Consider the following 25190-nt stretch of genomic DNA (forward strand, 5'->3'; position numbering starts at 1 on the left):
GTGTGCACTCAGACCTAGCCGCCCATCGGCGAATGGGGAATCACCGACGAACGGACCCCGACGCGCTGAACCGCGCCGTCGGCCTCGCGCCCGACCATGCCTCCAAGCGGCAGCCTGGATAGGGTGGCGCCGTTTGCCGCGGCGGGGACCGCGCCAGCCTGGGCTTCCGGCACCGCCACTGCGCCGGCCGGGGTCACCGGTGCCGCCGACAGCGTTTCGGCCCAGCTCGGCGGCACCGACAATGTCCCCAGCGACGCCGCTTGGCCGACGCTCGCCGATGCGGCCGGACCACTTATCGCCGGCACGCCCGCCGCACCTAACGGGCCTAAGCCTCCTGACTGGGTCAACTCGTCGGCCCCCAGGTAGTCGAGTCCGACGCCGAAGAAGTCCAGCCCGACACCGCCGCCGTCCAAACCGACCAGACCGACCGCGTCCATCCCCAAACCGGTCGTATCCTCGGCCAGTCCCAGCTGGCTCCCACTCAGTCCGGTCAGGCCCGTCGCCGCCCCCTCCAGAGCGTCGACGCTGTTGCCGGCGCCCTTGAGCGCGCCCTTGCCGGATATGCCGGTCAGACTCGACAGGGCGGTGATCGGCGCGCCGGCCCCGGACGACGCCACCGTCGCCGCGCTTCCCGTGGTCGCCGACGACAGCGCCCCGGCGGACGGGCCCGGGGTGGCCATCCCTTGCAGCACCTGCGGGACCGTGGACAACGACGACGTCATGGTCTGCGCATCGGCGCCGGCCGAGCCACCAACGGTGTTGCTTACCGCGGCCGTTTGACTTGTCAGCCCGCCCGCATTGGTGGTCTGCGGCGGTGAAGCGAACGGCGCCAGTCTCGTGACCGCCGCGGAGCTGTCGGCGTAGGCGTACATCGCGGCGGCATCCTGAGCCCACATCTCGCTGTAGTGCGCCTCGGTGGCCGCGATCGCCGGTGTGTTCTGCCCGAAGATATTGGTCGCCACCAGGGCCGCCAGCTCCGCCCGGTTCGCCGCGATCACCGGCGGCGGCACCGTCATGACGAACGCCGAATCATAGGCGGTCGCCGCGGCCACGGCCTGAGTGGCCGCTTGTTCGCAGCCGGTGGCGGTCGCCCTCATCCATGCCAGGTACGGCGCGGCGGCGGAAGCCATGGACATCGACGCGGGCCCCGCCCACGACTGCGCCGTTACGCTCGACACCACCGACTCGTAACCGCTTGCCGCCGAGTGCAATTCGATTGCCAGATCCTCCCATCCGGCGGCTGCGGCCAGCATCGTCCCGGGCCCCGGCCCCGCATACATGCGACCGGAATTGACTTCCGGTGGCAGTCCCCCAAAATCCATCGGGTATCCCTTCCTCTTCGTGTTATCTGTCCTCGCTCAGCCGGTGTGGTTTGGGTATCGCCGGCGTGACCCGCGCCGCGGTGCCAGCTCAACGACGGCCGTCGGTATCGAGCTCGGCATTCGATAGCCCCGGCAACCGCCGAATCGTGAAACATCTCAAGTGGGCAGGTCGGCACACCAACAGCCCATACCGACAAAATGCATATCAAACACTTGCCTACAACACATATACGACATATACGCCGGGATCCATGTTGGAAGCGCCGGACGTGGCCGGGGATGGCTACATTTGAGGTTGTTATGAGCTCCGTGACGATCCCATGTGAGCTTGACAGTATGAGGAACCATGACCGCAATGACCGGACAACCGCGCAGTCAACGTCCGCGCCAAGCCATCCTGGGGCAGCTGCCCCGCATTCACCGTGCCGACGGTTCACCGATCCGGGTTTTGCTGGTCGACGACGAGCCGGCGCTGACCAATCTGGTCAAGATGGCGCTGCATTACGAAGGCTGGGACGTCGAGATAGCCCACAACGGCCGGGAAGCCATCGCAAAGTTCGAAAGAATCAGCCCGGACGTTCTGGTACTGGACATCATGCTGCCCGATGTGGACGGGCTGCAGATTCTGCAGCGGGTCCGCGAATCCGACGACTACACGCCCACACTGTTCCTGACCGCCCGGGATTCGGTAATGGATCGGGTCACCGGTCTGACCGCGGGCGCCGACGACTACATGACCAAACCGTTCAGCCTCGAGGAACTGGTCGCCCGGCTGCGCGGACTGCTGCGCCGTTCCAGCCATCTGGCGCCCCCGGCCGACGAATCCCTCAAAGTGGGCGACCTCAAGCTCGACGCGGCCAGCCGGGAAGTCACCCGCGGCGGGACGCCGATATCGCTGTCGTCGACCGAGTTCGAATTGCTGCGGTTCCTGATGCGCAATCCGCGCCGCGCGCTGAGCCGCACCGAGATCCTCGACCGGGTCTGGAACTACGACTTCGCCGGACGCACCAGCATTGTGGACCTGTATATCTCCTACCTGAGGAAGAAGATCGACGCTGACCGCGAGCCGATGATCCACACCGTCCGCGGGATTGGATACATGCTGCGACCAGCGGAATGAGCCGGCAGTGACCGGGGCCCGCAACACCCCTCGCTGGTTTCCCCGTTCGTTACGCGGGCAGTTGCTGCTCGGCGTGCTCGCTGTCGTCACCGTAGTGCTGGTGGCCGTGGGCGCCGTATCCGTACTCAGCCTGCGCGGTTACGTCACCGCGATGAACGACGCCGAGGTCGCGGAGTCCTTACATGCGCTCAGTCACGCGTACGCCAGATACCGCAACGGCGAGCACACGTCGATACATACCGGTACTCCCCCGGTGTCCCAGGCGCTACTGGAGTTCACCGGGCAAACCCCGGGCAACCTCATCGCGGTGCTGCGCGACGGGGTGGTCATCGGCTCGGCCGTCTTCTCCGAGGACGAGCCACAGCCCGCGCCGGCCGACGTCATCCGCGCCATCGAAGCCCAATCCTGGGACGACGGCCCCGCCCGTGTCGAAACGCTGGGCAGCCTGGGTTCCTACCAGGTTGCCAGCCGCGCCGCCGGGTCCGACCGACTCATCGTCGGCGTCTCGCTCAACCTCGCCGAACAGATCATTTCCCGCAAGAACATCACCACCACCGTGCTGGTCGCCACGGCGCTGGTGATCACGGCGGTACTCACGGCCTGGGTGGTCGGATATGCCCTTCGGCCGCTGCGTCGGCTCGCCGCGACCGCCGCCGAAGTCGCGGCATTGCCGCTCGCCGGCGATGACCACCGGATCGGCGTGCGAGTCCGGCCCGAAGACACCGATCCGGACAACGAAGTCGGGATCGTGGGCCACACCCTGAATCGATTGCTGGACAACGTCGATAGCGCACTGCAGCACCGTGTCGAATCCGACCTGCGGATGCGGCAATTCATCACCGACGCCAGCCACGAGCTGCGGACCCCGCTGGCCGCCATCCAGGGCTACGCGGAACTGACCCGTCAAGACAGTTCGGCCCTGCCCCCCACCACCGAATACGCGTTGGCCCGCATCGAGTCGGAAGCCCGGCGGATGGCATCACTGGTTGACGAACTGCTGCTGCTGTCCCGGTTGGGTGAAGGCGAAGACCTGCAGACCGAAGAGCTCGACTTGACCGATCTGGTCATGAACGCCGTGAACGATGTGACGGTGGCAGCGCCGAGCCATTGTTGGGTCAAAGAGCTGCCCGACGAGCCGGTGTGGGTCAACGGCGATCATGCCCGGCTGCATCAGCTCGTCAGCAATCTGCTCACCAACGCCTGGGTGCATACCCCGCCCGGTGTCACCGTCACCACGGCGATCACCTGTCATACCGACGCGACCGACGGGTCCTACGCCGAGCTGACGGTGACCGATGACGGACCCGGCATCGACCCCCACGTCGTACCCCATCTATTCGAGCGGTTCGTCCGCGCCAACACGACGCGTTCGGGTGAGTCCGGCCATGGATTGGGCCTGGCCATTGTCAACTCGATCGTCAAGGCGCACGACGGTTCGGTGACCGCCGAATCCGCGCACGGCCGCACCGTCTTTCGGGTCCGACTACCGATGATGGACCGGCCGGGCACCGGCACCGGATAGCCGCACCGCCGCAGCGGCCGTAAAACTCGCGGCTGACGCCGTAAAGAAACCGTTAAGGCCGCTCCCGCCCGGCTTCGGTCGCGCCTAGCCTCTGTCTGGCCTCTACCGGAGAGCGGTTGTCGTTGCGTGTCGAGAAAGACAGATATGTCCGTGGTGGTTTACCTGGCGCTGACCCTGGCCGTCTTCGCCGCGCTCAGCGCACTGCTGAAGTTGGATTTGTGAGCACCGCCAACGCCGTCGGTCTGGCGCTTGCGGCGCTTGTCGCGCTGTTGCTGGTTGCGGCCCTGGTGTATCCGGAGAAGTTCTGATGAGCGACGGCACAGCGGCGGTGCTGTTCCTCGCGCTGCTGGTCGCCGCTCTGGCGGCGGCACACGTCCCGCTCGGTGACTACATGTACCGCGTATACAGCGCTGAAAAGCACTGGCGCGCAGAGCGATTCATTTACCGATTGGTCGGGGCCGACCCCGACGCCGAACAGACCTGGGCCGCATATGCCCGTAGCGTGCTGGCGTTTTCGGCGGTGAGCATTGTCTTCCTGTTCGCCCTGCAGCTACTGCAGGACAAGCTGCCGCTGCACCTTGGGCATCCGGCCACCCCGATGACACCCGCACTGGCCTGGAACACCGCGGTCAGCTTCGTCACCAACACCAACTGGCAGGCGTATTCCGGCGAATCGACTCAGGGACATCTGGTGCAGATGGCCGGTTTGGCGGTGCAGAATTTCGTGTCCGCCGCGGTCGGCATGGCCGTCGCCGTGGCCTTCGTCCGCGGGTTCGCCCGCAACCGCACCGGCGAACTCGGCAACTTCTGGGTGGACCTGGTGCGCGGCACGCTGCGCATCCTGCTGCCGATAGCCGTCGTCGGCGCGGTCGTGCTCGTCGTGGGCGGCGTCGTGCAGAACTTCCATCTCAACGATCAGGTCGTTACCACGCTGTCCGGGGCCCCGCAGACCATCCCGGGCGGCCCGGTCGCCAGCCAGGAGGTGATCAAGGAGCTCGGCACCAACGGCGGCGGCTTCTACAACGCCAACTCCGCACACCCCTTCGAGAACCCGACCGCCTGGACCAACTGGGTAGAGATCTTCCTGCTGCTGGTCATCAGTTCCGCGCTGCCCCGCACCTTCGGCCGACTGGTCGGCAGCAAAAGGCAGGGCTATGCGATCGCGGCGATCGTCGCGGTGATCGCCGCCGTCAGCCTCACCACCATGCTGGCGTTCCAGGTGCAGCACCACGGCACCGTGCCCACGGCGGTGGGTGCGTCGACCGAAGGCGTCGAACAGCGCTTCGGCGTTGCCGACTCGGCGGTCTTTGCCGACGCCACCACGCTGACGTCCACCGGCGCCGTCGACTCGGCCCACGACTCCTACACCAGCCTGGGCGGCATGATGACCATGTTCAACATGCAACTCGGTGAGGTCGCACCCGGCGGCACCGGCTCGGGCCTGTACGGCATCCTGATCCTGGCCGTCATCACCGTGTTCGTCGCCGGGTTGATGGTCGGGCGGACCCCGGAATATCTGGGCAAGAAGATCACGCCGCGGGAAATGAAACTGGCGGCCGGATACTTCCTGGTGACTCCGCTGATCGTGCTCGTCGGGACCGCCGCCGCAATGGCGCTGCCCGGCGAGCGGGCCGGCATGGCCAACACCGGGCCGCACGGGTTGTCGGAGGTGCTCTATGCGTTTACCTCCGCGGCCAACAACAACGGCTCGGCGTTCGCGGGTCTGGCGGCCAATACGGCCTGGTACAACACCGCCTTGGGCCTGGCGATGGTCTTCGGTCGATTCCTGCCGATGATTCTGGTGCTGGCGCTGGCCGGTTCGCTGGCCCGACAGGGGACCACCCCGGAGTCGGCCGGCACCTTGCCCACCCACCGGCCGCAGTTCGTCAGCCTGGTGGTCGGGGTGACGGTCGTCTTGGTGGCACTCACCTTCCTGCCCGCGCTGGCACTCGGGCCGCTCGCCGAAGGGATCCACTGAAACAGTGACGCGCACAACCACTTCGGCCAAACACCTGCTCGATCCGGCGCTGCTGGTGAAGTCGCTGCCGGACGCCGTGCGCAAGCTCGACCCGCGCACCCTGTGGCGCAATCCGGTGATGTTCATCGTGGAGATCGGCGCCGGGTGGGCGACGATTCTGGCATTCGGCGACAACACCTGGTTCAGCTGGCTCGTGGTGTTCTGGCTTTGGCTGACAGTCATTTTCGCCAACCTCGCCGAAGCGGTCGCCGAGGGGCGCGGCAAAGCGCAGGCCGACACTTTGCGCCGGGCGAAGGCCGACACCGTCGCACACCGGCTCAGGGATTGGTCACCGGGCGCGCTGGACAGGTGTGTCGCCATCCCGGAAGACGTCGCCGCGCCACTGCTGCGGCCCGGCGACATCGTGGTTGTCGCAGCGGGGGAAGTCATTCCCGGCGACGGCGAGGTCGTGGAAGGCATTGCCTCAGTGGACGAATCGGCGATCACCGGCGAATCCGCACCGGTGATCCGGGAATCCGGCGGCGACCGCTCCTCGGTGACCGGCGGGACGACCGTGCTGTCAGATCGCATCGTCATCAAAATCACCCAAAAGCCCGGCGAGAGCTTCGTGGACCGGATGATCGCGCTCGTCGAGGGCGCCAACCGGCAGAAGACTCCCAACGAGATAGCGCTCAACATCCTGCTCGCGGCGTTGACCATCATCTTCGTGTTCGCGGTCGCCACGCTGCAGCCGCTGGCGATCTACTCCAAGGCCAACAACCCGGGTGTGCCCGACACCTCGGCGCTCGGCGCCGACGGGATCAGCGGCATCGTGCTGGTCGCGCTGCTGGTGTGCTTGATTCCCACCACAATTGGGGCGCTGCTGTCGGCGATCGGCATCGCGGGCATGGACCGGCTGGTGCAACGCAACGTGCTGGCGATGTCCGGGCGAGCCGTCGAAGCCGCCGGTGACGTCAACACGCTGCTGCTGGACAAGACCGGAACCATCACCCTCGGCAATCGGGAGGCATCGGAATTCATTCCGGTGCATGGGATCAGCGCCGCCGAGCTCGCCGACGCCGCACAGCTGGCCAGCCTGGCCGACGAAACGCCGGAGGGCCGCTCCATCGTCGTCTACGCCAAACAGGCCTACGGATTGCGCGCCCACACACCGGGGGATCTTGACGACGCCTGCTGGGTGGAATTCACTGCGGTGACCCGGATGTCGGGTGTGGACCTGGACGGGCGCAAGCTGCGTAAGGGAGCGGCCAGCTCGGTCGCCGAATGGGTACGCGGCAACGGCGGCGAGGTTCCGGCCGAACTGGGGCACATTGTCGACGGCATCTCCGCTGCCGGGGGGACCCCGCTGGTGGTGGGCCGGGTGGATCACCGAAAGGCGCAGGTGCTCGGCGTCATCCACCTCAAGGACGTGGTCAAGCAGGGAATGCGGACCCGGTTCGACGCGATGCGCCAGATGGGAATTCGCACCGTGATGATCACCGGCGACAACCCGTTGACCGCCAAGGCAATCGCGGACGAAGCCGGGGTCGACGACTTTCTGGCCGAGGCCACACCCGAGGACAAGCTGATGCTGATCAAAAGGGAGCAGCACGGCGGCCGCCTGGTCGCGATGACCGGCGACGGCACCAACGACGCGCCGGCGCTGGCGCAGGCTGATGTGGGGGTGGCGATGAACACCGGCACCGCCGCCGCCAAGGAGGCCGGCAACATGGTGGACCTGGACTCCGATCCCACCAAGCTCATCGAGATCGTGGAAATCGGTAAGCAACTGCTGATCACCCGCGGCGCATTGACCACATTTTCGATCGCCAACGACATCGCCAAGTATTTCGCGATCATCCCGGCGATGTTCGTGGCGCTGTTTCCCGGCTTGGATCTGCTCAACGTGATGCGGCTACACAGCCCGCAATCGGCCATCCTGTCCGCGGTCATCTTCAACGCCGTCGTCATCGTCGCGCTGATTCCGCTGGCATTGCGCGGGGTGCGCTATACGCCCAGTCGTGCCTCGAAACTGCTCAGCCGCAACCTCTACCGCTATGGAGTAGGCGGGCTGGTCGCGCCGTTCATCGGGATCAAGGTCATCGACCTGGTCGTCCAACTACTGCCCGGGATGTCGTAAATGGTTCGCCAATATTGGGCCGCACTGCGGGCCCTGCTGGTTTTCACGGTCATCCTCGGCTTCGGCTACCCGCTACTCGTCTGGTTGGTGGCGTGGCTTCCCGGGCTGCACGACAAGGCGCAGGGTTCCCTCGTCGATGCCGGCGGTAAACCGGTCGGCAGCAGCCTGATCGGACAGTTGTACCTCGATGCCGCCGGGCGCCCGTTGCCGCAGTACTTCCAGGGACGGCCCTCGGCGGCAGGCGCCGGATATGACCCGTTGTCCAGCGGCGCCAGCAATCTGGGGCCGGAGAGCATCGTGGATATTCCCGCCGACCCGGCGAAGCTGGCGGCCGGCGCCAGTCCGGCCGAGGCCGGTTTCCGGCCCAGTCTGCTGACCCAGGTGTGTTCGCGCAGTGCGGCGGTGTCGCGACTCGAGGGCCTCGACCCGGCGGGGGGATCACGGCCGTTCTGCACGCCGGGGAGTGTCGGAGCCGTGCTGTCGGTGATCGGTCCGCGCGACGCGCGCGGCAATGTCTCGCGCCCAGTCCGAGTCGTCAGCGTCAACGAGCCGTGCGCCGCCGGCAGGCGGCCGTTTTTGGACCGCTATGAGGGCGTGCCGGTCCACTGCGCGACGTTCGGTGAGAACTACTCGCTCGGCCAGATCGTGCCGATCCGCGGCGCGGCTCCCGAGGACCCGCAGGTTCCGCCCGATGCCGTGACGGCCAGCGGTAGCGGGCTGGATCCGGATATCTCTCCCGTCTACGCCGAACTGCAGATTCCCCGGGTGGCCAGGGCGCGCCATGCCAGCCAGGATCAGATACGGGCGGTGGTGGAGCAGACGGAAAGCGGCCCCGCCCTCGGCATCTTCGGCCAGGCGTGCGTCAATGTGCTGCGGCTGAACCTGGAACTCGACCGCAGATACCCGGTCTAGCGTTGCGGGTGGATGATGGTTGGGTGAGCGCCGTCGAACCTCCTCGCAAACGCGGAGAACTCCGCATCTATCTGGGGGCGGCGCCGGGAGTCGGCAAGACCTACGCGATGCTCGGCGAAGCGCACCGCCGGCTGGAACGCGGCACCGACCTGGTGGCGGCCGTGGTCGAAACCCACGGACGCACGAAAACCGCTGTGCTGCTTGACGGCATCGAAATCATTCCACCGCACTACGTCGAGTACCGCGGCACCATGTTCCCCGAACTCGACGTGCCCGCCGTGCTGGCGCGCCATCCCCAGGTGGTCCTGGTCGACGAACTGGCTCACACCAATACCCCGGGCAGCAAAAACCACAAACGCTGGCAGGATGTCGAGGAGTTGCTCGATGCCGGGATCACCGTCATCTCCACGGTGAACATTCAGCATCTGGAAAGCCTCAACGACGTCGTCGCCCAGATTACCGGCATCCAACAGCAGGAGACCGTGCCGGATTCCGTCGTGCGGCAGGCAGCACAGGTGGAGCTCATCGACATCACACCGGAGGCGTTGCGCCGCAGGCTGTCCCACGGCAATGTCTATGCTTCCGACAAGATCGACGCGGCGTTGTCCAACTACTTCCGCCGCGGAAACCTCACCGCGCTAAGAGAACTGGCGCTGCTGTGGCTGGCCGACCAGGTGGACACCGCGCTGGCCAAGTACCGCGCGGAGAACAAGATCACCGACCTGTGGGAAGCGCGCGAACGCGTCGTCGTGGCCGTTACCGGCGGTCCGGAGTCGGAGACGTTGGTGCGGCGCGCGTCGCGGATCGCGTCGAAATCCAGTGCCGAGCTGATGGTGGTACACGTCATCCGCGGTGACGGGCTGGCGGGTCTGTCGGAGGCGCGGATGAGCAAGATCCGCGAACTCGCCGGCAGCCTTGACGCCTCGCTGCATACCGTGGTCGGTGACGACGTCGCCGACGCCCTGCTGGATTTCGCCCGCGAAATCAACGCCACCCAGCTGGTGATCGGGACCTCGCGCCGGACTCGATGGGCGCGTCTGTTGGAGGACGGTATCGGCCAGGCCATCGTCGAGCGGTCCGGCAAGATCGACGTGCACCTGGTCACCCATGAGGAATCCAAGCGCGGCCTGCGAACCGCCCCGGTCGCGCCCCGCGGACGACGGGTGGCGTCCTGGCTGGCGGCCGTCATCGTTCCCTCCATGATCTGCGCGATCACCGTGGCCGTGCTGGACCGCTATCTGGATACCAGCGGCGAAAGCGCGCTGTTCTTCGTCGGAGTCCTCGTGGTGGCGCTGCTGGGAGGCGTTGCCCCGGCGGTGCTTTCGGCGGTGTTGTCCAGCCTGCTGCTGAACTATTACCTGACCGATCCGCGGCACACGTTCACCATCGCCGAACCTTCCGCGGCCGTCACCGAGGCGGTCCTGCTGCTGGTCGCGGTCGCGGTCGCGGTGCTGGTCGACGGTGCGGCCAACCGGGCCCGGGAAGCCCGCCGCGCCGCCCAGGAGGCCGAGCTGCTGACCTTGTTCGCCGGATCGGTGCTGCGCGGCGCGGACCTGGACACACTGCTGGAACGAGTGCGGGAGACCTATTCCCAACGCGCGGTCAGCATGTTACGCGAACGCGCCGAGGAGGACCGTACCTTCAGTGAGGTGGTGGCCTCCGTCGGCAAAGACCCCTGCACCACAGTCGATTCCGCCGACACCGCGATCGAGGTCGGAGACGACGAGTTCTGGATGCTGATGGCCGGGAAAAAGCTGTCGGCGCGGGATCGCCGGGTACTCAACGCGGTGGCGCGACAAGCCGCGGGTCTGGTCAGACAGCGGGAGATGGCCGAAGAGGCCAGCCGGACCGAGGCGATCGTGCGCGCCGACGAGCTGCGGCGCTCGCTGCTGTCGGCGGTCAGCCATGACCTGCGCACCCCGCTGGCGGCGGCCAAGGTCGCGGCGTCCAGCTTGCGCGCGCACGATATCGCGTTCTCCCCGACCGACACCGCCGAATTGCTGGCCACCATCGAAGAATCCATCGACGCGCTCACCGCGCTGGTCGGAAACCTGCTTGATTCCTCGCGGCTGGCCGCCGGCGTGCTGCGCCCGGACCTACAGCGGGTGTATTTGGAGGAAGTGGTGCAGCGCGCGCTGGTGAGTATCGGCATGGGTGCCACCGGCTTCTACCGATCGGCGATCGACCGCGTCAAGGTCGACGTCGGCGGCGCCGTGGTGATGGCCGACGCGGGCCTGCTGGAACGGGTCTTGGCCAACTTGATCGACAACGCGCTGCGCTATGCGCCGGACTGCGTCGTGCGGGTCAACGCCGGCCGGGTGGGAGATCGCGTGCTGATCAACGTCATCGACGAGGGACCCGGGGTGCCGCCGGGCACCCAGAGCCAGATCTTCGAACCCTTTCAACGCCTGGGTGATAACGACAACACCACCGGAGTCGGGCTGGGAATGTCGGTGGCCCGCGGTTTCGTCGAAGCCATGGGCGGCACCGTCGCCGCCGGAGATACCCCGGGAGGTGGTCTGACCGTCGTGGTCGACCTGGCCGCCCCGCCGGAAAACGGTGACCGATGACCCGCGTGCTGGTGATCGACGACGAGCCGCACATCCTGCGGGCGCTGCGTATCAATCTGACCGTGCGCGGCTACGAGGTGATCACCGCCTCTACCGGCGCCGGGGCGCTGCGCGCCGCCGCCGAACATCCGCCCGACGTGGTGATCCTCGACCTCGGCCTGCCCGACATCTCGGGCATCGACGTGCTGGCGGGTCTCCGCGGCTGGCTGTCGGCTCCGGTGATCGTGTTGTCGGCGCGCACCGATTCTTCCGACAAGGTCGAGGCCCTGGACGCGGGTGCCGACGACTACGTCACGAAGCCCTTTGGGATGGACGAGTTTCTGGCCAGGTTGCGCGCGGCGGTGCGCCGCAACGCCGCGGCGTCGGAGGTGGATCAGCCGGTTGTCGAAACTGACGCGTTCACCGTCGATTTGGCGGCGAAGAAGGTCACCAAGAACGGTGCCGAAGTGCATCTGACCCCGACCGAGTGGGGCATGCTCGAGGTCCTGGTCCGCAACCGGGGCAAGCTGATCGGCCGCGAGGAATTGCTCAAGGAGGTCTGGGGACCCGCGTATGCCACCGAAACGCATTACCTGCGTGTGTATCTGGCGCAGCTGCGGCGAAAACTGGAAGACGACCCGTCGCATCCCAAGCATCTGTTGACCGAGTCCGGAATGGGTTACCGCTTCGAGGCCTGAGTCCCAGCCGCCACAGGGAGCCCCTGTCCGGGGTGATCCTCTATTTGCCCAGCTTAATCGAAAATTCGAGGTGACCACGAATGCGGCTGGTCAACGATGTCTCCTTGCGCAGCCTCGGATGGCTGGCTCTGTTTTCGGCACACCGATACCGTTGCCGTCGCTCAAACCGCTTGTGATGGAAGGTGTTCGGGGGATATCACACGTGCTCACCGAATCAGCTGTCCTGCCGCCTTATCGAGTGTGCACTGACGGCTTTGACTATGCATGTAGGGCGGGAACACTTGCGATTGGCCGCCCTGACTGCACAGTCGGCGCCATCAGCGCGCACTCGGCGCCGACTGTGCCGTCAGGGCGACCCAACCGCAGTAGCCCAAGACCTTTCTCTTCACACCGGGGCGTAGCCCCCTCAACGCTTATAGCGACTTCGCCGGTGCCCGGGCCGAGGCCCGCAACGCCAGCACGCGTCGTGCGACGGGCCGTGCCGGCCCCGGCCGAGTCGGCGAACCCGGCCGCGTGCAATCTCCCAGCCCGACGCGTCCGAGACGGCCTTGGATGCCCTGCCGCGCACCGGAAATCCATGCCAGGCAAGCGCATCGAGCACTTCGGCGATGGTCGCCGGTCCGTGTTGGGACAGCTGCATGGTCAGCACGTAGCGAAGCTAGATTCCGCGAACATGATGTTCATTGCCGAACCGTCGCATGCCGGTATGACCGGAGTTGTCGCTATGAGCGGTCGTGGGGCTGCGCCCCGGTATGGGGAGATGGAAATCGCGTGCTGGTGGCGCTGGCGGCGCCGAGTGTGTGCTGGTGGCGCCGAGCGTGCCGTCAGGGCGGCCGTTCGCGGCGGTTACCGCCCTCCATACACAGTCAAAGCCGCCACAGCACACTCGATGCGACGGCATGACAGCCGATTCGGTGAGCACGTGCGATATCCCCGAAAGCCCACCATCACAAGTGCGGAAAACAGAGTTGAGGCGTGCCGAAAACAGCGTCAGACATCAAGGCTGCGCAAGTAGACATCGTGGGCCAGCAGCATTCGTGGTCACCACAAATTTCCGAGTGAGGTGGCCACAAAGAGCGCCCCCTGTCGCGCAGTGACTTCTGCGACAGATGTGGCTCATCTGGACAGTGACAGCACGATACCGTCCAGGATGTCGTGCTCACTGACGGTCAGCTCGTCGATGCCGGCCCGGTCGCGCAACTCGCGAGCCAACTCCTCGACCACAATCGCCCCGCCGGCGATCACGTCCACCCGGCCCTCGTGCATCGGCGGCAGCGCGGCGCGCTCCTTACGAGCCATCTTCACCAGCCGCTCGCACACGATCAACAACTCATCGCCCGGCACCCGCGAAAGGTGAATGGCCGCAGCGTCATAGGCCGTCAAGCGGTGAGCCAACGCGGACAGCGTCGTCATCGTCCCGGCCAGACCGACCCAGGTCCGAGCCGACTCGACGGGCACCACTTGCAACGCGACTGCCAACCGCTCCCGCACCACCTTTCGGGCCGCGGCGACCTCCCGCGCCGTCGGGGGGTCGGAGTGCAAACAGCGCTCCGTCAACCGGACGCAGCCGATGTCAGCCGAGTAACTCGCGACCACCTCGTCATCGGTCTTGCCCAGCACAATCTCGGTGGAGCCACCCCCCAAGTCCACGACCACGAAAGGCGCACCGGCGTTGTCTAATTCGCCGACCGCACCGCGAAACGACAGCTCGGCCTCCTCGGCGCCGCTGATCACTTCCGCCATCGAGCCAGGGATCACGGCGCCCAGCACCTCGGCCGTCATCGCGAAAAAAGCGTCGCGATTGGCGGCGTCGCGGGTGGCCGACGTGGCAACCATTCGCACCCGCTCGACACCGTGCAGCCGCAGCAATGCGGCATAGTCGATCAACGCTGCGCGGGTCCGCGCGATAGCATCGCGGGCCAACTCGCCGGTCGCGTCAACTCCCTGACCCAGCCGGACAATCCGCGTTTCGCGATGCACCTCGTGCAGCCGGGCGCCGGTCACCTCGGCGATCAACAGCCGAATCGAATTGGTACCGCAATCGATCGCCGCGATTCTTCGTTTCGATCCGCTCATCGCCACCGCCCCCCCACAATCAAATCGGCTGCCGCCGGTTCGGCGGCCAACAGCGCCACCACCTCATCGCCGAGTGGATTCACCCCGGGACCCTTGGCCAGTGAATGCGCGATCAGCACGTGCAGGCACTTCACCCGGTCGGGCATTCCTCCCGCCGACACCGCCGTCCCCAGCGGTTCGATGGCATCACGCTCGGCCAGATACGCCTCGTGCGCCCGCCGATACGCCGCAGCCAGGTCGGGGTCACGCCGGAGCCGATGGGTCATCTCACGCATGAGCCCGGTGGTCTCCAGCCTGCTCGCCGCCGCCGTCAGCGTCGGATGCGTCAGGTAGTACAACGTCGGAAACGGCGTGCCGTCAGGCAGTTTCGGGGCAGTTTTCACCACGCCGGGTTCACCGTTGGGGCAGCGGTAAGCCACCTCGAGCACGCCGCGGGGCTCCCGCCCGAGCTGGCGCGCCACCACCTGAAGGTCGGCCCGGTCAACCACCGGGCGCCGTCGGGTTGGGCGGCACCGCACCGGGCGGACCGGGCTCGGGTGTGGGCTGCGGGGCGGCGACCGGCGGCAGGTGTGGCGCATCGGCGATGGTGTGCCACAGCGAGGTGTACCAGGGCTCGTTCATGGCCGGGGTCGGCGCATCACCGCCAGGCTGCGGCGACACCGCCGCCGTCGGCGGAAGCTGGACCTGAAACGGGATGTCGCCGGGCATCACGAACCCGAGACGCTCGCGAGCCTGGGCCGCGATATAGGCCGGGTCAGCGAGCTGGTTTTTCTGCCGTTCCAGGTCGGCGATCTGGCGACGCAGCGCGGCTTCCGTCGCGGACAGTTGTTCCATCTCGGTGCGCTGCGCGAAGTAGGTGCGTACCGGCCCGGCTATGGTCAGCGTCAGCACACACACCACCGCGGCCAGCACCGCCGCCCGCCGGGCGGTGAACCCCAGCCGCTGATCGGATCGCTGTTCCATCGATTCGGTGAACGAGCGATTGATGGGTTCGACGACATGCTCACGCAGGGTGCGGGCGCTTTGGCCGGTGGCCGGCGACGGCGCGGGCCGGGACGGCGACGCTGAGCGACGGGCCCGGAACGTGTCGCCGGCCTTCCCTGGCCGCGAAGCCGGGGAGCGGCGTTTCGAATCGGGTCGTTTCGCGTCGGGCATGTCGTTTCAGCCGCGCCTGAGGTTGGCGGCCAACCTATTTTTGGTCCCCAAGGTATCGGGGAAAGGCCAGGTCGCCGGCGTACCGGGCGGCGTCGCCGAGGGTGTCTTCGATCCGCAACAGCTGGTTGTACTTGGCGACGCGTTCACTGCGGGCCGGTGCGCCGGTCTTGATTTGTCCGCTGCCCACCGCCACCGCCAGGTCCGCGATCATGGTGTCCTCGGTCTCGCCGCTGCGGTGGCTCATCATCGTGCGGTATCCGCTGTGGTGAGCCAGCGCCACCGCGTCGAGTGTCTCGGTCAGCGTGCCGATTTGATTCACCTTGACCAGCAACGCATTTGCCACGCCGCGTTCGATGCCCTCTTCGAGTCGCTCGGGGTTGGTGACGAAGATGTCGTCGCCGACGATCTGTACCCGCTCGCCGATCGATGCCGTCAGCGCGGCCCAGCCATCCCAGTCGTCTTCGGACAGCGGGTCTTCGATGGACACCAGGGGGTAGGAAGCCAACAGTCCGGCGTAGAACTCGACCATCTGCTCGGCCGTGCGCGTCGAACCCTCGAAGGAGTAACCGGTGCCGTCGGTGTAGAACTCGGTGGCCGCGGCGTCGAGTGCCAGGGCCACGTCCGAGCCGAGATGGAAGCCCGCCGCCTCGATGGCCCGGCTGATCAGGTCCAGCGCCGCGGTGGTGCCGGCCACGTCCGGGGCAAAACCGCCTTCATCGCCCAGACCGGTGGACAGTCCCTCCTTCTTCAGCACCGACTTGAGCGCGTGGTACACCTCGGCGCCCCACCGCAGCGCCTCGGCGAAGCTCGGCGCGCCGATCGGGGCCACCATGAACTCCTGGATGTCGACGGCGGTGTCGGCGTGTGCGCCGCCGTTGAGGATGTTCATCATGGGCACCGGCAGGATGTGGGCGTTGGGGCCGCCGATGTAGCGGAACAACGGCAATTCCGCCGATTCGGCGGCGGCCTTGGCAACGGCCAGCGAGACACCGAGGATCGCATTGCCGCCCAGCCGGGATTTGTCGGGCGTGCCGTCCAGGTCGACCAGCGCCTGGTCGACCAGCCGCTGGTCGTCGGCGTTGAGGCCGATGACAGCCGGGCCGATTTCATCGAGTACCGCTTGGACTGCCTTCTTGACCCCCTTACCGCCGTAGCGGTCGCCGCCGTCGCGCAGTTCGACGGCCTCGTGCTCGCCCGTCGATGCGCCCGAGGGCACCGCGGCGCGGGCGAAGGTGCCGTCCATCAGAGCCACCTCGACCTCGACCGTCGGGTTGCCGCGAGAATCCAGAATCTCGCGGGCCCCGACCTGCTCGATAATCGGCACTGGATTCTCCTTTGCGCTGTGGTTCTCTTATGGTCCCGGACCGCCCATTAGCGTAAAGCCTGGCTCGGCGCTTTATCCTGCTACAGCGGGTGACCCGCCGCGTAAGCGGTCGCCCAGTCCCGCACCGCCCGGGCGTAAACACCGGAGTTGTTGTAGGCGCGCAACGCGGTGATCCAGCCGCGTGGCGTCGCGAGATCCTTTCCGCGCCAGCACAAGTAACCTGCCGCCGAGAGCGCGGCATCGTCGATGTTGTCGGGGCTGACAATGCCGTCGTTGTTGGCATCGACCCCGTAGAGCCGCCAGGTCTCGGCGATGAACTGCATCGGCCCCATCGCGCGCTGCACCCCGTCTCCGTCGGAAGCGCCGTCGATGCTGCCGTGGTCGCTGTCCACGATGCGCAGCGTGCCGCCGGTGCCGTCGAGGCGAACACCGCGAATGGGCGGGGTCACGTCCCCGTTGGGCGCGATGGTTGCGCCGTGATAGGTGCCGTTGTGACTTTCCACCTGCCCGATACCCGCCAGGGTGGTCCACGCGATGTGACACTTGGGGTTCTCGACCTCCGCGACGCGCGCGGCGTAGGCGTAGGCCTCGAGAGCGATGACCGGCATTTCCAGCGCGGGGGCTCGCTGCTCGGCCCACTCTCGCAACTGATCGGCGGGCCGGCCGCTGGCGTAGGTGTCCACCGGCGGGACGGGATCGCCCGGCGGCGGCGGCACACCGTCGGGAATGAACAAGCTGAGCTGCCAGGTGCAACTGGACGCCAACAGCATCGCGGTCGCCCCTATCACGGCGACCGCGCGCAACCACCGTCTCGGCGTCACACTGCTCCTTCGTGGCTCCTCCGGGCTCCTCCTGGGCTCCGCTGCGGGCTGCGCTCGGGCCCTGGCTGCCGCTCTCCTTACGTCCTGTTCCGGTCTGCTGTCGATTTAGTCATGATCATCGTCCCACGGGTTGCGATCGTGGCCGTTCCGATTTGCGGCTCAGCACACCGGCATAGCGTTGTTATCGCCTAGATATCGGTTAGCTGTGAGCGTGTTTGGCTATCGCTGTTCCCGTTTCTGTTGGCAGCAAACGCATCTGTCGCAAACTTCGGGATGATCGCTTGCCGTTCCCGGGTGCTACCGCCTACCTTTGCGTTTCTTCGGGCCGCCGCGGGATTCCTTACCCGCTGCCGGGTCGGCTTGGGGGCTGGTTTCCAGCACGTCGTCCGTCGGTCCGGGCCAGTGGGCCAACCACTCTTCTGCGGTGATGGTGCCGATGGGTGTCACGTCGAGTTCCTCGGCAACGCTGTCGTCACGGCGCGCGGCCGCAATCGCTTTCTCGGCGCTGCGGACCTTATCGACAAAATCCAAAATCGCTGCACGCAAGGAGTTTTCCGCATCGACCTCCGCCGAAACAGTGATCGAGGTGATGCCGGACGGGATCAGTCGCGGAGGTAGTCCCGCCTTGCTGACACGCTGAATAACCTTCTGCGCCAACGCTAATGCCGGCTGACCGGTATGGACATCGTCCAAGACAGAGTTCCGGGACTTTTCGGCCGCCTTGCGTTCTTCCCACTGGCTCATCTGTTCCTGAAGCGAAATCTCTTGTCCGGCAAGAACTCCCGGCGCGCGATTGGCCAGCTTGCGGATCAGCGTGTCGGCGACGTCGTCGATGGTGAACGGGAGCAGTGCCGCGTCTTCGGCGATGCGGGCATGGAACAGCACCTGCAGCAGTAAGTCGCCGAGTTCCTCGCGCAGCTGGTTCACATCGCCGCGGTGCACCGCGTCGAGCAGCTCGTAGGTCTCCTCCAACAGGTAGCGGCGCAACGAGTTGTGAGTCTGCTCGCTTTCCCACGGTCCGTCGGTGCGAAGTCTGTCCATGATGGACACGGCGTCGAGCAGTCGTTCCCCGCGCTGGCGATCGGGTGCCGAAATCAGTCGCGCTCCGCCGGCCAGTCGTGCCACCACGGCCGGATGATTGGGGTCCGACGACAACAGCACCGGCGCGTCGTCTCCCATGTGCACCGGGTGCGCGTCGGGCAGCGACCACGGCACCGCGACCGGCATCTCCTCGGTGTATTGCACCGCGCCGCTGAGCAACTCGATGGCTTCGACCGGCACCAGCGACGGGCGGCGTGGGTCGACCAGGACGACAATCATCGCGCTCGTCGCTCCTTACTCGACACGGGGCGCCTCGTATCGTCGCCGGACGGACTCGTTATACCAATATCTTTCTGGGGTTTACCCGCCAACGCCGTCACCAGGTCGGCCACCATCTGCACCAATTCCACGTCTCTTATCCGCGGCGCGCTACCCAAACTGGTGACCCCGCCGGCGCGCGGAATCGGGACCTGCACGGTGGCCGTGGTCGCGCGGTAATGCGCCCCCGGGTACATCCGCTTGAGCCGAACCTGCGCGGAGTCCAGCAGGTTCAGCGGCGACAGTCGCACCGTCGCCGCCGACGGCGCCGACACTTCGGTGATGCCGGAGCCGCGACACAGCAGCCGCAGCCGCGCGACTGCCACCAGCCGCCGGGCGGGTTCGGGTAGCGGCCCGTAGCGGTCGTTGAGCTCCTCCACAACGGCCGCGACCTCGCCGTCTGATGCGGCGGCGGCCAGCCGCCGGTAGGCCTCCAAACGCAGGCGGTCGCTGCCGATGTAGTCCGGCGGCAGATGCGCATCGACCGGCAGGTCGATGCGCACGTCCTTCGGCTCCTCGGCAGTGGTTACCGTCTGACCATCGACTGCTGCTCGGTAGGCTTCAACGGCCTCGCCGACCAGCCGCACGTACAGGTCGAACCCGACGCCGGCGACGTGCCCGGACTGCTCGACGCCCAACACGTTGCCGGCCCCGCGGATCTCGAGGTCCTTCAAGGCCACCGCCATGCCCGCGCCCAGTTCGTTGTTCTGCGCGATGGTGGCCAGCCGGTCATAGGCCGTCTCGGTCAGCGGCGCCTGCGGCGGATAGAGGAAATAGGCATAGCCGCGCTCCCGGCTGCGCCCCACCCGACCCCGCAGCTGATGCAGCTGCGACAGGCCGAAGGTGTCAGCGCGCTCGACGATGAGGGTGTTGGCGTTGGAGATATCCAGGCCGGTCTCCACGATCGTCGTGCACACCAGGATGTCGTGTTCGCGGTTCCAGAAGCCCTGCACGGTGCGTTCCAGCAGGTCTTCGGGCATCTGCCCGTGCGCGACCACCACCCGGGCCTCGGGCACCAGCTCGCGGACATGGGCCGCGGCCCGGTCGATGGAGCTGACCCGGTTGTGCACGTAGAACGCCTGCCCGTCGCGCAGCAGCTCCCGCCGCAACGCCGCCGCGACCTGCTTGTCGTCGTGCGGGCCGACGTAGGTCAGCACCGGATAGCGCTCTTCGGGCGGGGTCAGGATCGTCGACATCTCGCGGATCCCGGCCAGACTCATCTCCAGCGTCCGCGGAATCGGGGTGGCGCTCATGGTCAACACGTCGACGTGGGTGCGCAGCGACTTGATGTGCTCCTTGTGCTCGACGCCGAACCGCTGCTCCTCGTCGACCACCACAAGGCCGAGATCCTTCCAGCGCACCCCGGTCTGCAGCAGTCGGTGGGTGCCGATCACGATGTCCACCGACCCGTCGGCCAAGCCCTCGATCACCGCACGGGACTCGGCGGCGTCGGTAAACCGCGACAAACCCTTGACGGTGACCGGGAATCCGGACATTCGCTGCGCGAAGGTTTGCAGATGCTGGTCGGCCAGCAGCGTGGTGGGTACTAGCACCGCCACCTGCTTACCGTCCTGGACGGCTTTGAACGCCGCCCGAACCGCGATCTCGGTCTTGCCGTAGCCGACATCGCCGCAGATCACCCGGTCCATCGGGATCGGCTTTTCCATGTCGCCCTTGACCTCTTGGATCGCGGTGAGCTGGTCGACGGTCTCGGTGAAGCCGAACGCGTCCTCCATCTCGGCCTGCCACGGCGTGTCCGGCGCGAACGCATGCCCGGGGCTGGACTGCCGTTTGGCGTACAGCGAGACCAGCTCGCCGGCGATCTCACGCACCGCTCGTCGTGCCTTGGTTTTGGTGTTGGCCCAGTCACTACCGCCCAGCCGGCTCAGCGCCGGCGCCTGGCCGCCGACATACCGCGACAGCTGATCCAGCGAATCCATCGGGACATAGAGCTTGTCTGATCCACCACCCCGTTTCGCCGAGGCGTACTCCAGCACCAGGTACTCGCGGCGGGCGCCGCCGACGGTGCGTTCGACCATCTCGACGAACCGGCCGATGCCATGCTGATCGTGCACCACCAGATCGCCGGCCGTCAGCGCCAGCGGGTCCACGGTGTTACGCCGCTTGGCGGCCAACCGCTTGCCCTCGGCGGCGCTGACCCGGCTACCGGTCAGATCTGCTTCGGTGATCACAACCAGGTCGGCGCCGGATACCACGCCCGGTACCACGATGCCGTCCCGCAGCGGACCCTTGAAGACACCGACCAGGCCGAGTTTGGGTGCGGCACCGGGCTCGAGCATGGTCGCGGGGATGTCGGTTTCGGTCAGCCGCTCCACCACCCGGTGCGCGGTGCCGGTCCCGGGCGCGACCATCAGGGCATACCCGCCGGCCGCGACGTGCCCGCGCAGCATCGCAAAGATGGCGTCGATATCCCGCTGATGCCCGCGCGCCGACGGCGATGGCCGGACGTCCAGCTCGAGCGCCGACTCGTCGGACAACTGGCTCAACGTCCACCACGGATGACCCGATCGGGTCGCCGCGCTGTGCACCTCGTCCAGCTCGGCGAAGCCTGATCCACCCAGTAGCTCGATGTCAACGGGTGCCTGATTTTCCGGACCGGCGCCAAGTGCGGCTACCGACCACGCCGCCTCTAGGAATTCCCGCCCGGTCTTGATCAGGTCGGCCGCCCGGGTCCGGATTTTCTCCGGGTCGCACAACAACACCGGGGTGCCCTCGGCCAGCTGGTCGGTCAGCAACGCATGGGCCCCCTCTGCCGCGCCTTCCGTGGGATGCAGCACCGGCAGCAGCGCCTCCATCCCGTCGACCGGAATGCCCTCGGCCAGCTTGGCCAGCATGTCGGAGACGCTGCCGGCGACGGCGTCTCCGGCGGCCGGATGCTGCGCGGCCAGTTCGGCGGCCCGCGCCCGCACGTCGTCGGTCAGCAGCAGCTCACGGCAGGCGACCGCCACGAGCGTGTCGACCTCAATTTCCGGAATGGAGCGCTGGTCGGCGACCGAGAACATCCGCATTTCGGTGATCTCGTCGCCCCAGAATTCGACACGCACCGGATGCTCGGCCGTCGGGGCGAAGATGTCGAGTATCCCGCCGCGGACGGCGAACTCGCCGCGCCGGCCAACCATGTCCACCCTGGTATAGGCCAATTCGACCAGCCGGGCGATCACGTCGTCGAAGCCGATCTCCTGCCCCACCCTCAAGGTGACCGGCTCCTGCCGCCCGAGCTGCGGCGTCATCGGCTGCAGCAGTGAGCGCACCGCAGTCACCACCACCCGCAACGGCGGGCCCAGCGTGGCGTCGTCGGGATGGGCCAGCCGGCGCAGCACCAGCAGGCGAGCACCGACCGTGTCGACGCCCGGTGAGAGCCGTTCATGCGGCAGCGTCTCCCACGACGGAAACACCGCGACCGTGCCGCCGAAAACACCCTGTAGTTCCGCGGTCAAGTCGTCGGCCTCGCGGCCGGTGGCGGTGACCACCAGCAGCGGACCCTGCCGCGCCAGTGCGCTGGCGACGAACAGGCGCGAACTGGCCGGCCCTACCAGGGTTAATTCGTCGGGTCGATCGGAGGCGCGCGCAATCAGCTGTTGGAAGGTTGGCGCGGCCAGCGCCAATTCGACGAGCCCCGCGATCGGGGTATCTGGGCTAGCAGCCCCCGGTGCGGTCATGATGCGGCCATTCTAGGGCGCAGCTGTTTCGTCAATATCGAGCCCGCCGCCGTCAAGAAAATGTAAGGACACCGGTACCCGCCCCGGCCGCGGCACATGGTGGAGCCATGACACTGCTCGACCTGCTGCCGTCCATCGGCCACGCGGCACCGCGGCGGTTCGACCCCGCAATCTGGCCGACCACCGCCAGCTCCGACGAGGACGGCCGGCTGTGCGTCGGCGGCGTGCCGCTCTCCGACATCGCCGACGAATTCGGCACCCCGGCTTACGTGTTCGACGAAACCGACTTCCGCCCCCGCGCCCGCCGCTACCGCGCCGCGTTGCGTGATGTCGAGATCGTCTATGCGGGGAAGGCGCTGCTGACCACCGCGGTGGCACGTTGGGCCCGCGAGGAGGGACTCGGCCTCGGCATCTGCTCACCGGGCGAGCTGGCGGTGGCCCTGGCCGGTGGCCTGGATCCGTCCCGCATCGTCATGCACGGCAACACCACATCGCCCGACGAGCTGCGCGACGCGGTGGCCGTCGGCGTCGGGCGCCTGGTCCTGGATTCCAGCCTCGACATCGCCTACCTGGCCGGCCTGGCACGTCGGCGCCAGCGGGTACTCATCCGAGTGACCCCCGATACCGACACTTACGGCCACGCCGCGGTGGCGGCCGGGACCAGTGACCCCAAGCCCGGATTCACCCTCACCGGCGGCCATGCCGCCGAGGCGGTGAGGGCCGTGCTGGCGCATCCGATCCTCGACCTGATCGGACTGCACTGCCACCTCGGCTCGCAGATCTGCGAGCCGGCCCGCTACGGCGAAGCGATCCGCCGGATGATCGCCGCGATGGCCGACATCCGAGCACAGCACGGCGTCATTCTCACCGAACTCAACATCGGCGGCGGACATGCCGTCCCGTACCTGCGCGCAGACGCCGAACTCGACCTCGCGGAGTTGGCCGGCGTCACCGAAGATGCGCTGGACGAGGCCTGCGCCGCCGAGCACTTCCCACGACCGGCGGTCGTCGTGGAACCCGGTCGCGGCATCAGCGCGCGGGCCGGTGTCACGCTGTACCGGGTCTGCTCGGTGAAGACACGACCGAACGGCCACACCGTGGTCGCAGTGGACGGCGGAATAAGCGACAACCCGCGAGTGGCGCTGGACGGCGCGCGGTACACGGTCGCCCTGGCCAACCGGCACGCCCGCACAGAAAAGCGGGCCGTCACCGTGGCCGGCCGTCATGGGGAAGCGGGCAACGAGATCGCCCGCGATGTCGAACTCCCGGCGGATATCCACGCCGGCGACCTGCTGGCCGTGGCCGGCACCGGCTCCTACCACCACAGCATGGCGTCGAACTACACCATGGTCGGGCGGCCACCGCTGGTGGCGGTCAGTGGCGGCCGGGCTCGCGAACTGGTTCGCCGCGAGACTGTCGCCGACCTGCTGGTGCGCGACTGCGGGTAACGGGCCTACTCCCCCTGCAGCTGGGGATCGGCCTCGAGATGGGTCAGCCCATTCCAGACCAGGTTGACCAGGTGCGCGGCGACCACTTCCTTCTTGGGTTCGCGCGCGTCGAGCCACCACTGCGCGGTCATCGACACCGAACCCACCAACGCCTGCGCATAGAGCGGCGCCAGATCCGGATCCAGGCCCCTACGGGCGAAATCGCCGGCCAAAATCGAGCTGACCTGGCTGACGGCGTCGTTGAGCAGGCTGGAATAGGTGCCCGAGCTGATCGACGCCGGCGAGTCGCGGATCATGATGCGAAAGCCGTCGGTGCGTTCCTCGACGTAGGTCAGCAGCGCCAACGCCACCCGCTCCACCCGCACCCGCGACCGGTTGTTGGTCAGCGACGAGGTGATGCCGTCCAGCAGCGCCTGCATCTCCCGGTCGACGACCACCGCATACAGACCCTCCTTGCCGCCGAAATGCTCGTAGACGACGGGCTTGGAGACATTGGCGCGTTGCGCGATTTCCTCGATCGAGGTTCCGTCGTAGCCGCGCTCGGCGAACAACGATCGGGCGATGCCGATGAGCTGGCGCCGGCGTTCGCTACCGGTCATCCGGGCGCGCGGCGCCCGCGGTTCCCTTTCCGGATCCTTATCGGCCACAGCCACGTCAATCAGGGTATCCGGTCATGCGGGTGTTGGCGGTCTCGAGCGAGCCGCGACGGCGTCGAGCGTGCGTTGACGGCGTCGAGCGTGCCGTCCGGGCGGGCGAAGCGCGATGTTCCCGCCCTACGTGCACGCTCAAAACCGTCTGTGCACACTCGATGGGCCGTGTGGGGCAACCGCGTCATATCGGGTCTTGCGCCATCTAGTCCATCGACATGCCCGAGGTAAATTTGACAGCCGCGGGTGCGAGCACGGGCACGGCTGCACGTGGCCGCCTCGCCGTCGGACTAGAGTTCCATGGTGGTGAGCGGGCAAAATGCTCACCGTCGACCGGCAATCCGTCGTGGTGTAATCGGCAGCACATCAGATTTTGGTTCTGAGAGTTCAGGTTCGAGTCCTGGCGACGGAGCGTGGTTGGTACCGCGGGCGTGCGCGTTCGCGAGCCGAAACGTAAGGA

At 67.1% G+C, this 25190-nt stretch carries 18 protein-coding genes, 1 tRNA gene and 1 pseudogene; 10 read left to right on the top strand and 10 right to left on the bottom strand.

Annotated elements, in window-relative coordinates; genetic code table 11:
• Positions 1-14: 14 nt before the first annotated feature.
• Entirely contained in the window at positions 15-1322 is a 1308-nt protein-coding gene (locus tag B4U45_RS08235) for a PPE family protein (RefSeq protein WP_075549268.1), read from the bottom strand.
• A gap of 346 nt (positions 1323-1668) precedes the next feature.
• Between B4U45_RS08235 and B4U45_RS08240 the strand changes: the two genes are divergently transcribed.
• The 8 genes from B4U45_RS08240 to B4U45_RS08275 all read left to right on the top strand — a co-directional run bounded on the left by B4U45_RS08240 (position 1669) and on the right by B4U45_RS08275 (position 12220).
• Complete coding sequence (locus B4U45_RS08240; RefSeq protein ID WP_036401838.1) at positions 1669-2442, top strand: response regulator transcription factor; 774 nt, start codon at positions 1669-1671, stop codon at positions 2440-2442.
• Positions 2443-2449: 7 nt separating this feature from the next.
• Entirely contained in the window at positions 2450-3964 is a 1515-nt protein-coding gene (locus B4U45_RS08245; RefSeq protein ID WP_075549267.1) for a sensor histidine kinase, read from the top strand.
• A 218-nt stretch (positions 3965-4182) separates the two neighbouring features.
• On the top strand, positions 4183-4272 hold the full coding sequence (locus B4U45_RS08250; protein ID WP_075549266.1) for a K+-transporting ATPase subunit F: 90 nt from the start codon (positions 4183-4185) through the stop codon (positions 4270-4272).
• A complete protein-coding gene (gene kdpA / locus B4U45_RS08255; protein ID WP_075549265.1) occupies positions 4272-5942 on the top strand; it encodes a potassium-transporting ATPase subunit KdpA in 1671 nt (556 codons plus the stop codon). Before B4U45_RS08250 ends, kdpA begins: the two co-directional genes overlap by 1 nt.
• A gap of 4 nt (positions 5943-5946) precedes the next feature.
• Positions 5947-8061, top strand: a complete 2115-nt coding sequence (kdpB, locus tag B4U45_RS08260) for a potassium-transporting ATPase subunit KdpB (protein WP_075549264.1) — start codon at positions 5947-5949, stop codon at positions 8059-8061.
• Complete coding sequence (locus B4U45_RS08265) at positions 8062-8973, top strand: potassium-transporting ATPase subunit C (protein ID WP_122526504.1); 912 nt, start codon at positions 8062-8064, stop codon at positions 8971-8973.
• Positions 8961-11543, top strand: a complete 2583-nt coding sequence (locus tag B4U45_RS08270; protein ID WP_240316684.1) for a sensor histidine kinase — start codon at positions 8961-8963, stop codon at positions 11541-11543. The genes B4U45_RS08265 and B4U45_RS08270 overlap by 13 nt, the downstream gene beginning before the upstream one ends.
• Positions 11540-12220, top strand: a complete 681-nt coding sequence (locus tag B4U45_RS08275) for a response regulator (RefSeq protein WP_083155080.1) — start codon at positions 11540-11542, stop codon at positions 12218-12220. The genes B4U45_RS08270 and B4U45_RS08275 overlap by 4 nt, the downstream gene beginning before the upstream one ends.
• 413 nt (positions 12221-12633) lie before the next feature.
• Here the strand turns inward: B4U45_RS08275 and B4U45_RS30330 are convergent.
• The 8 genes and pseudogenes from B4U45_RS30330 to mfd all read right to left on the bottom strand — a co-directional run bounded on the left by B4U45_RS30330 (position 12634) and on the right by mfd (position 22635).
• A pseudogene (locus tag B4U45_RS30330) lies at positions 12634-12860 on the bottom strand (hypothetical protein).
• A gap of 476 nt (positions 12861-13336) precedes the next feature.
• On the bottom strand, positions 13337-14296 hold the full coding sequence (locus B4U45_RS08280) for a Ppx/GppA phosphatase family protein (protein WP_075549261.1): 960 nt from the start codon (positions 14294-14296) through the stop codon (positions 13337-13339).
• Positions 14293-14784, bottom strand: coding sequence for a DUF501 domain-containing protein (locus tag B4U45_RS08285; protein ID WP_075549260.1), 492 nt, complete (start codon positions 14782-14784; stop codon positions 14293-14295). The genes B4U45_RS08280 and B4U45_RS08285 overlap by 4 nt, the downstream gene beginning before the upstream one ends.
• Positions 14777-15451 carry an FtsB family cell division protein gene (locus B4U45_RS08290; RefSeq protein WP_075549259.1) on the bottom strand — a complete coding sequence of 225 codons (675 nt, stop codon included), beginning with the start codon at positions 15449-15451 and terminating at the stop codon, positions 14777-14779. The genes B4U45_RS08285 and B4U45_RS08290 overlap by 8 nt, the downstream gene beginning before the upstream one ends.
• Before the next feature lie 34 nt (positions 15452-15485).
• Positions 15486-16775, bottom strand: a complete 1290-nt coding sequence (gene eno / locus B4U45_RS08295; RefSeq protein ID WP_075549258.1) for a phosphopyruvate hydratase — start codon at positions 16773-16775, stop codon at positions 15486-15488.
• 80 nt (positions 16776-16855) lie between these two features.
• Positions 16856-17596 carry a lytic transglycosylase domain-containing protein gene (locus tag B4U45_RS08300; protein WP_075549257.1) on the bottom strand — a complete coding sequence of 247 codons (741 nt, stop codon included), beginning with the start codon at positions 17594-17596 and terminating at the stop codon, positions 16856-16858.
• Between the two features lie 297 nt (positions 17597-17893).
• The gene (locus B4U45_RS08305) at positions 17894-18916 is read right to left on the bottom strand and encodes a nucleoside triphosphate pyrophosphohydrolase (RefSeq protein WP_075549256.1); all 1023 of its coding nucleotides are present in this window, start codon (positions 18914-18916) and stop codon (positions 17894-17896) included.
• Positions 18913-22635 (bottom strand): transcription-repair coupling factor, encoded by a 3723-nt coding sequence (gene mfd, locus B4U45_RS08310; protein WP_075549255.1) that lies wholly within the window; start codon positions 22633-22635, stop codon positions 18913-18915. The genes B4U45_RS08305 and mfd overlap by 4 nt, the downstream gene beginning before the upstream one ends.
• Positions 22636-22742: 107 nt before the next feature.
• Between mfd and lysA the strand changes: the two genes are divergently transcribed.
• Positions 22743-24083: a diaminopimelate decarboxylase gene (gene lysA, locus B4U45_RS08315; RefSeq protein ID WP_219859374.1), complete on the top strand. Its 1341-nt coding sequence runs from the start codon at positions 22743-22745 to the stop codon at positions 24081-24083.
• A 5-nt stretch (positions 24084-24088) separates the two neighbouring features.
• On the opposite strand, the gene B4U45_RS08320 is transcribed toward lysA, so the two are convergent.
• Positions 24089-24682 (bottom strand): TetR/AcrR family transcriptional regulator, encoded by a 594-nt coding sequence (locus B4U45_RS08320; RefSeq protein WP_075549289.1) that lies wholly within the window; start codon positions 24680-24682, stop codon positions 24089-24091.
• 388 nt (positions 24683-25070) lie between these two features.
• Here B4U45_RS08320 and B4U45_RS08325 point away from each other — a divergent pair.
• Positions 25071-25142: transfer RNA gene (locus B4U45_RS08325), tRNA-Gln, on the top strand.
• The last annotated feature ends 48 nt before the right edge of the window (positions 25143-25190 follow it).

It is taken from the genome of Mycobacterium persicum, from assembly GCF_002086915.1.
GTDB lineage: Bacteria > Actinomycetota > Actinomycetes > Mycobacteriales > Mycobacteriaceae > Mycobacterium > Mycobacterium persicum.

Excerpts from the sequence above, each read along its gene's own strand:
- B4U45_RS08235 (WP_075549268.1), bottom strand. The coding sequence starts at position 1,322 with ATGGATTTTGGGGGACTGCCACCGGAAGTCAATTCCGGTCGCATGTAT.
- kdpA (WP_075549265.1), top strand. The coding sequence starts at position 4,272 with ATGAGCGACGGCACAGCGGCGGTGCTGTTCCTCGCGCTGCTGGTCGCC.
- B4U45_RS08290 (WP_075549259.1), bottom strand. The coding sequence starts at position 15,451 with ATGCCCGACGCGAAACGACCCGATTCGAAACGCCGCTCCCCGGCTTCG.
- lysA (WP_219859374.1), top strand. The coding sequence starts at position 22,743 with ATGACACTGCTCGACCTGCTGCCGTCCATCGGCCACGCGGCACCGCGG.
- B4U45_RS08280 (WP_075549261.1), bottom strand. The coding sequence starts at position 14,296 with ATGAGCGGATCGAAACGAAGAATCGCGGCGATCGATTGCGGTACCAAT.
- B4U45_RS08320 (WP_075549289.1), bottom strand. The coding sequence starts at position 24,682 with ATGACCGGTAGCGAACGCCGGCGCCAGCTCATCGGCATCGCCCGATCG.
- B4U45_RS08265 (WP_122526504.1), top strand. The coding sequence starts at position 8,062 with ATGGTTCGCCAATATTGGGCCGCACTGCGGGCCCTGCTGGTTTTCACG.
- mfd (WP_075549255.1), bottom strand. The coding sequence starts at position 22,635 with ATGACCGCACCGGGGGCTGCTAGCCCAGATACCCCGATCGCGGGGCTC.
- B4U45_RS08275 (WP_083155080.1), top strand. The coding sequence starts at position 11,540 with ATGACCCGCGTGCTGGTGATCGACGACGAGCCGCACATCCTGCGGGCG.
- B4U45_RS08305 (WP_075549256.1), bottom strand. The coding sequence starts at position 18,916 with ATGATTGTCGTCCTGGTCGACCCACGCCGCCCGTCGCTGGTGCCGGTC.
- B4U45_RS08240 (WP_036401838.1), top strand. The coding sequence starts at position 1,669 with ATGACCGCAATGACCGGACAACCGCGCAGTCAACGTCCGCGCCAAGCC.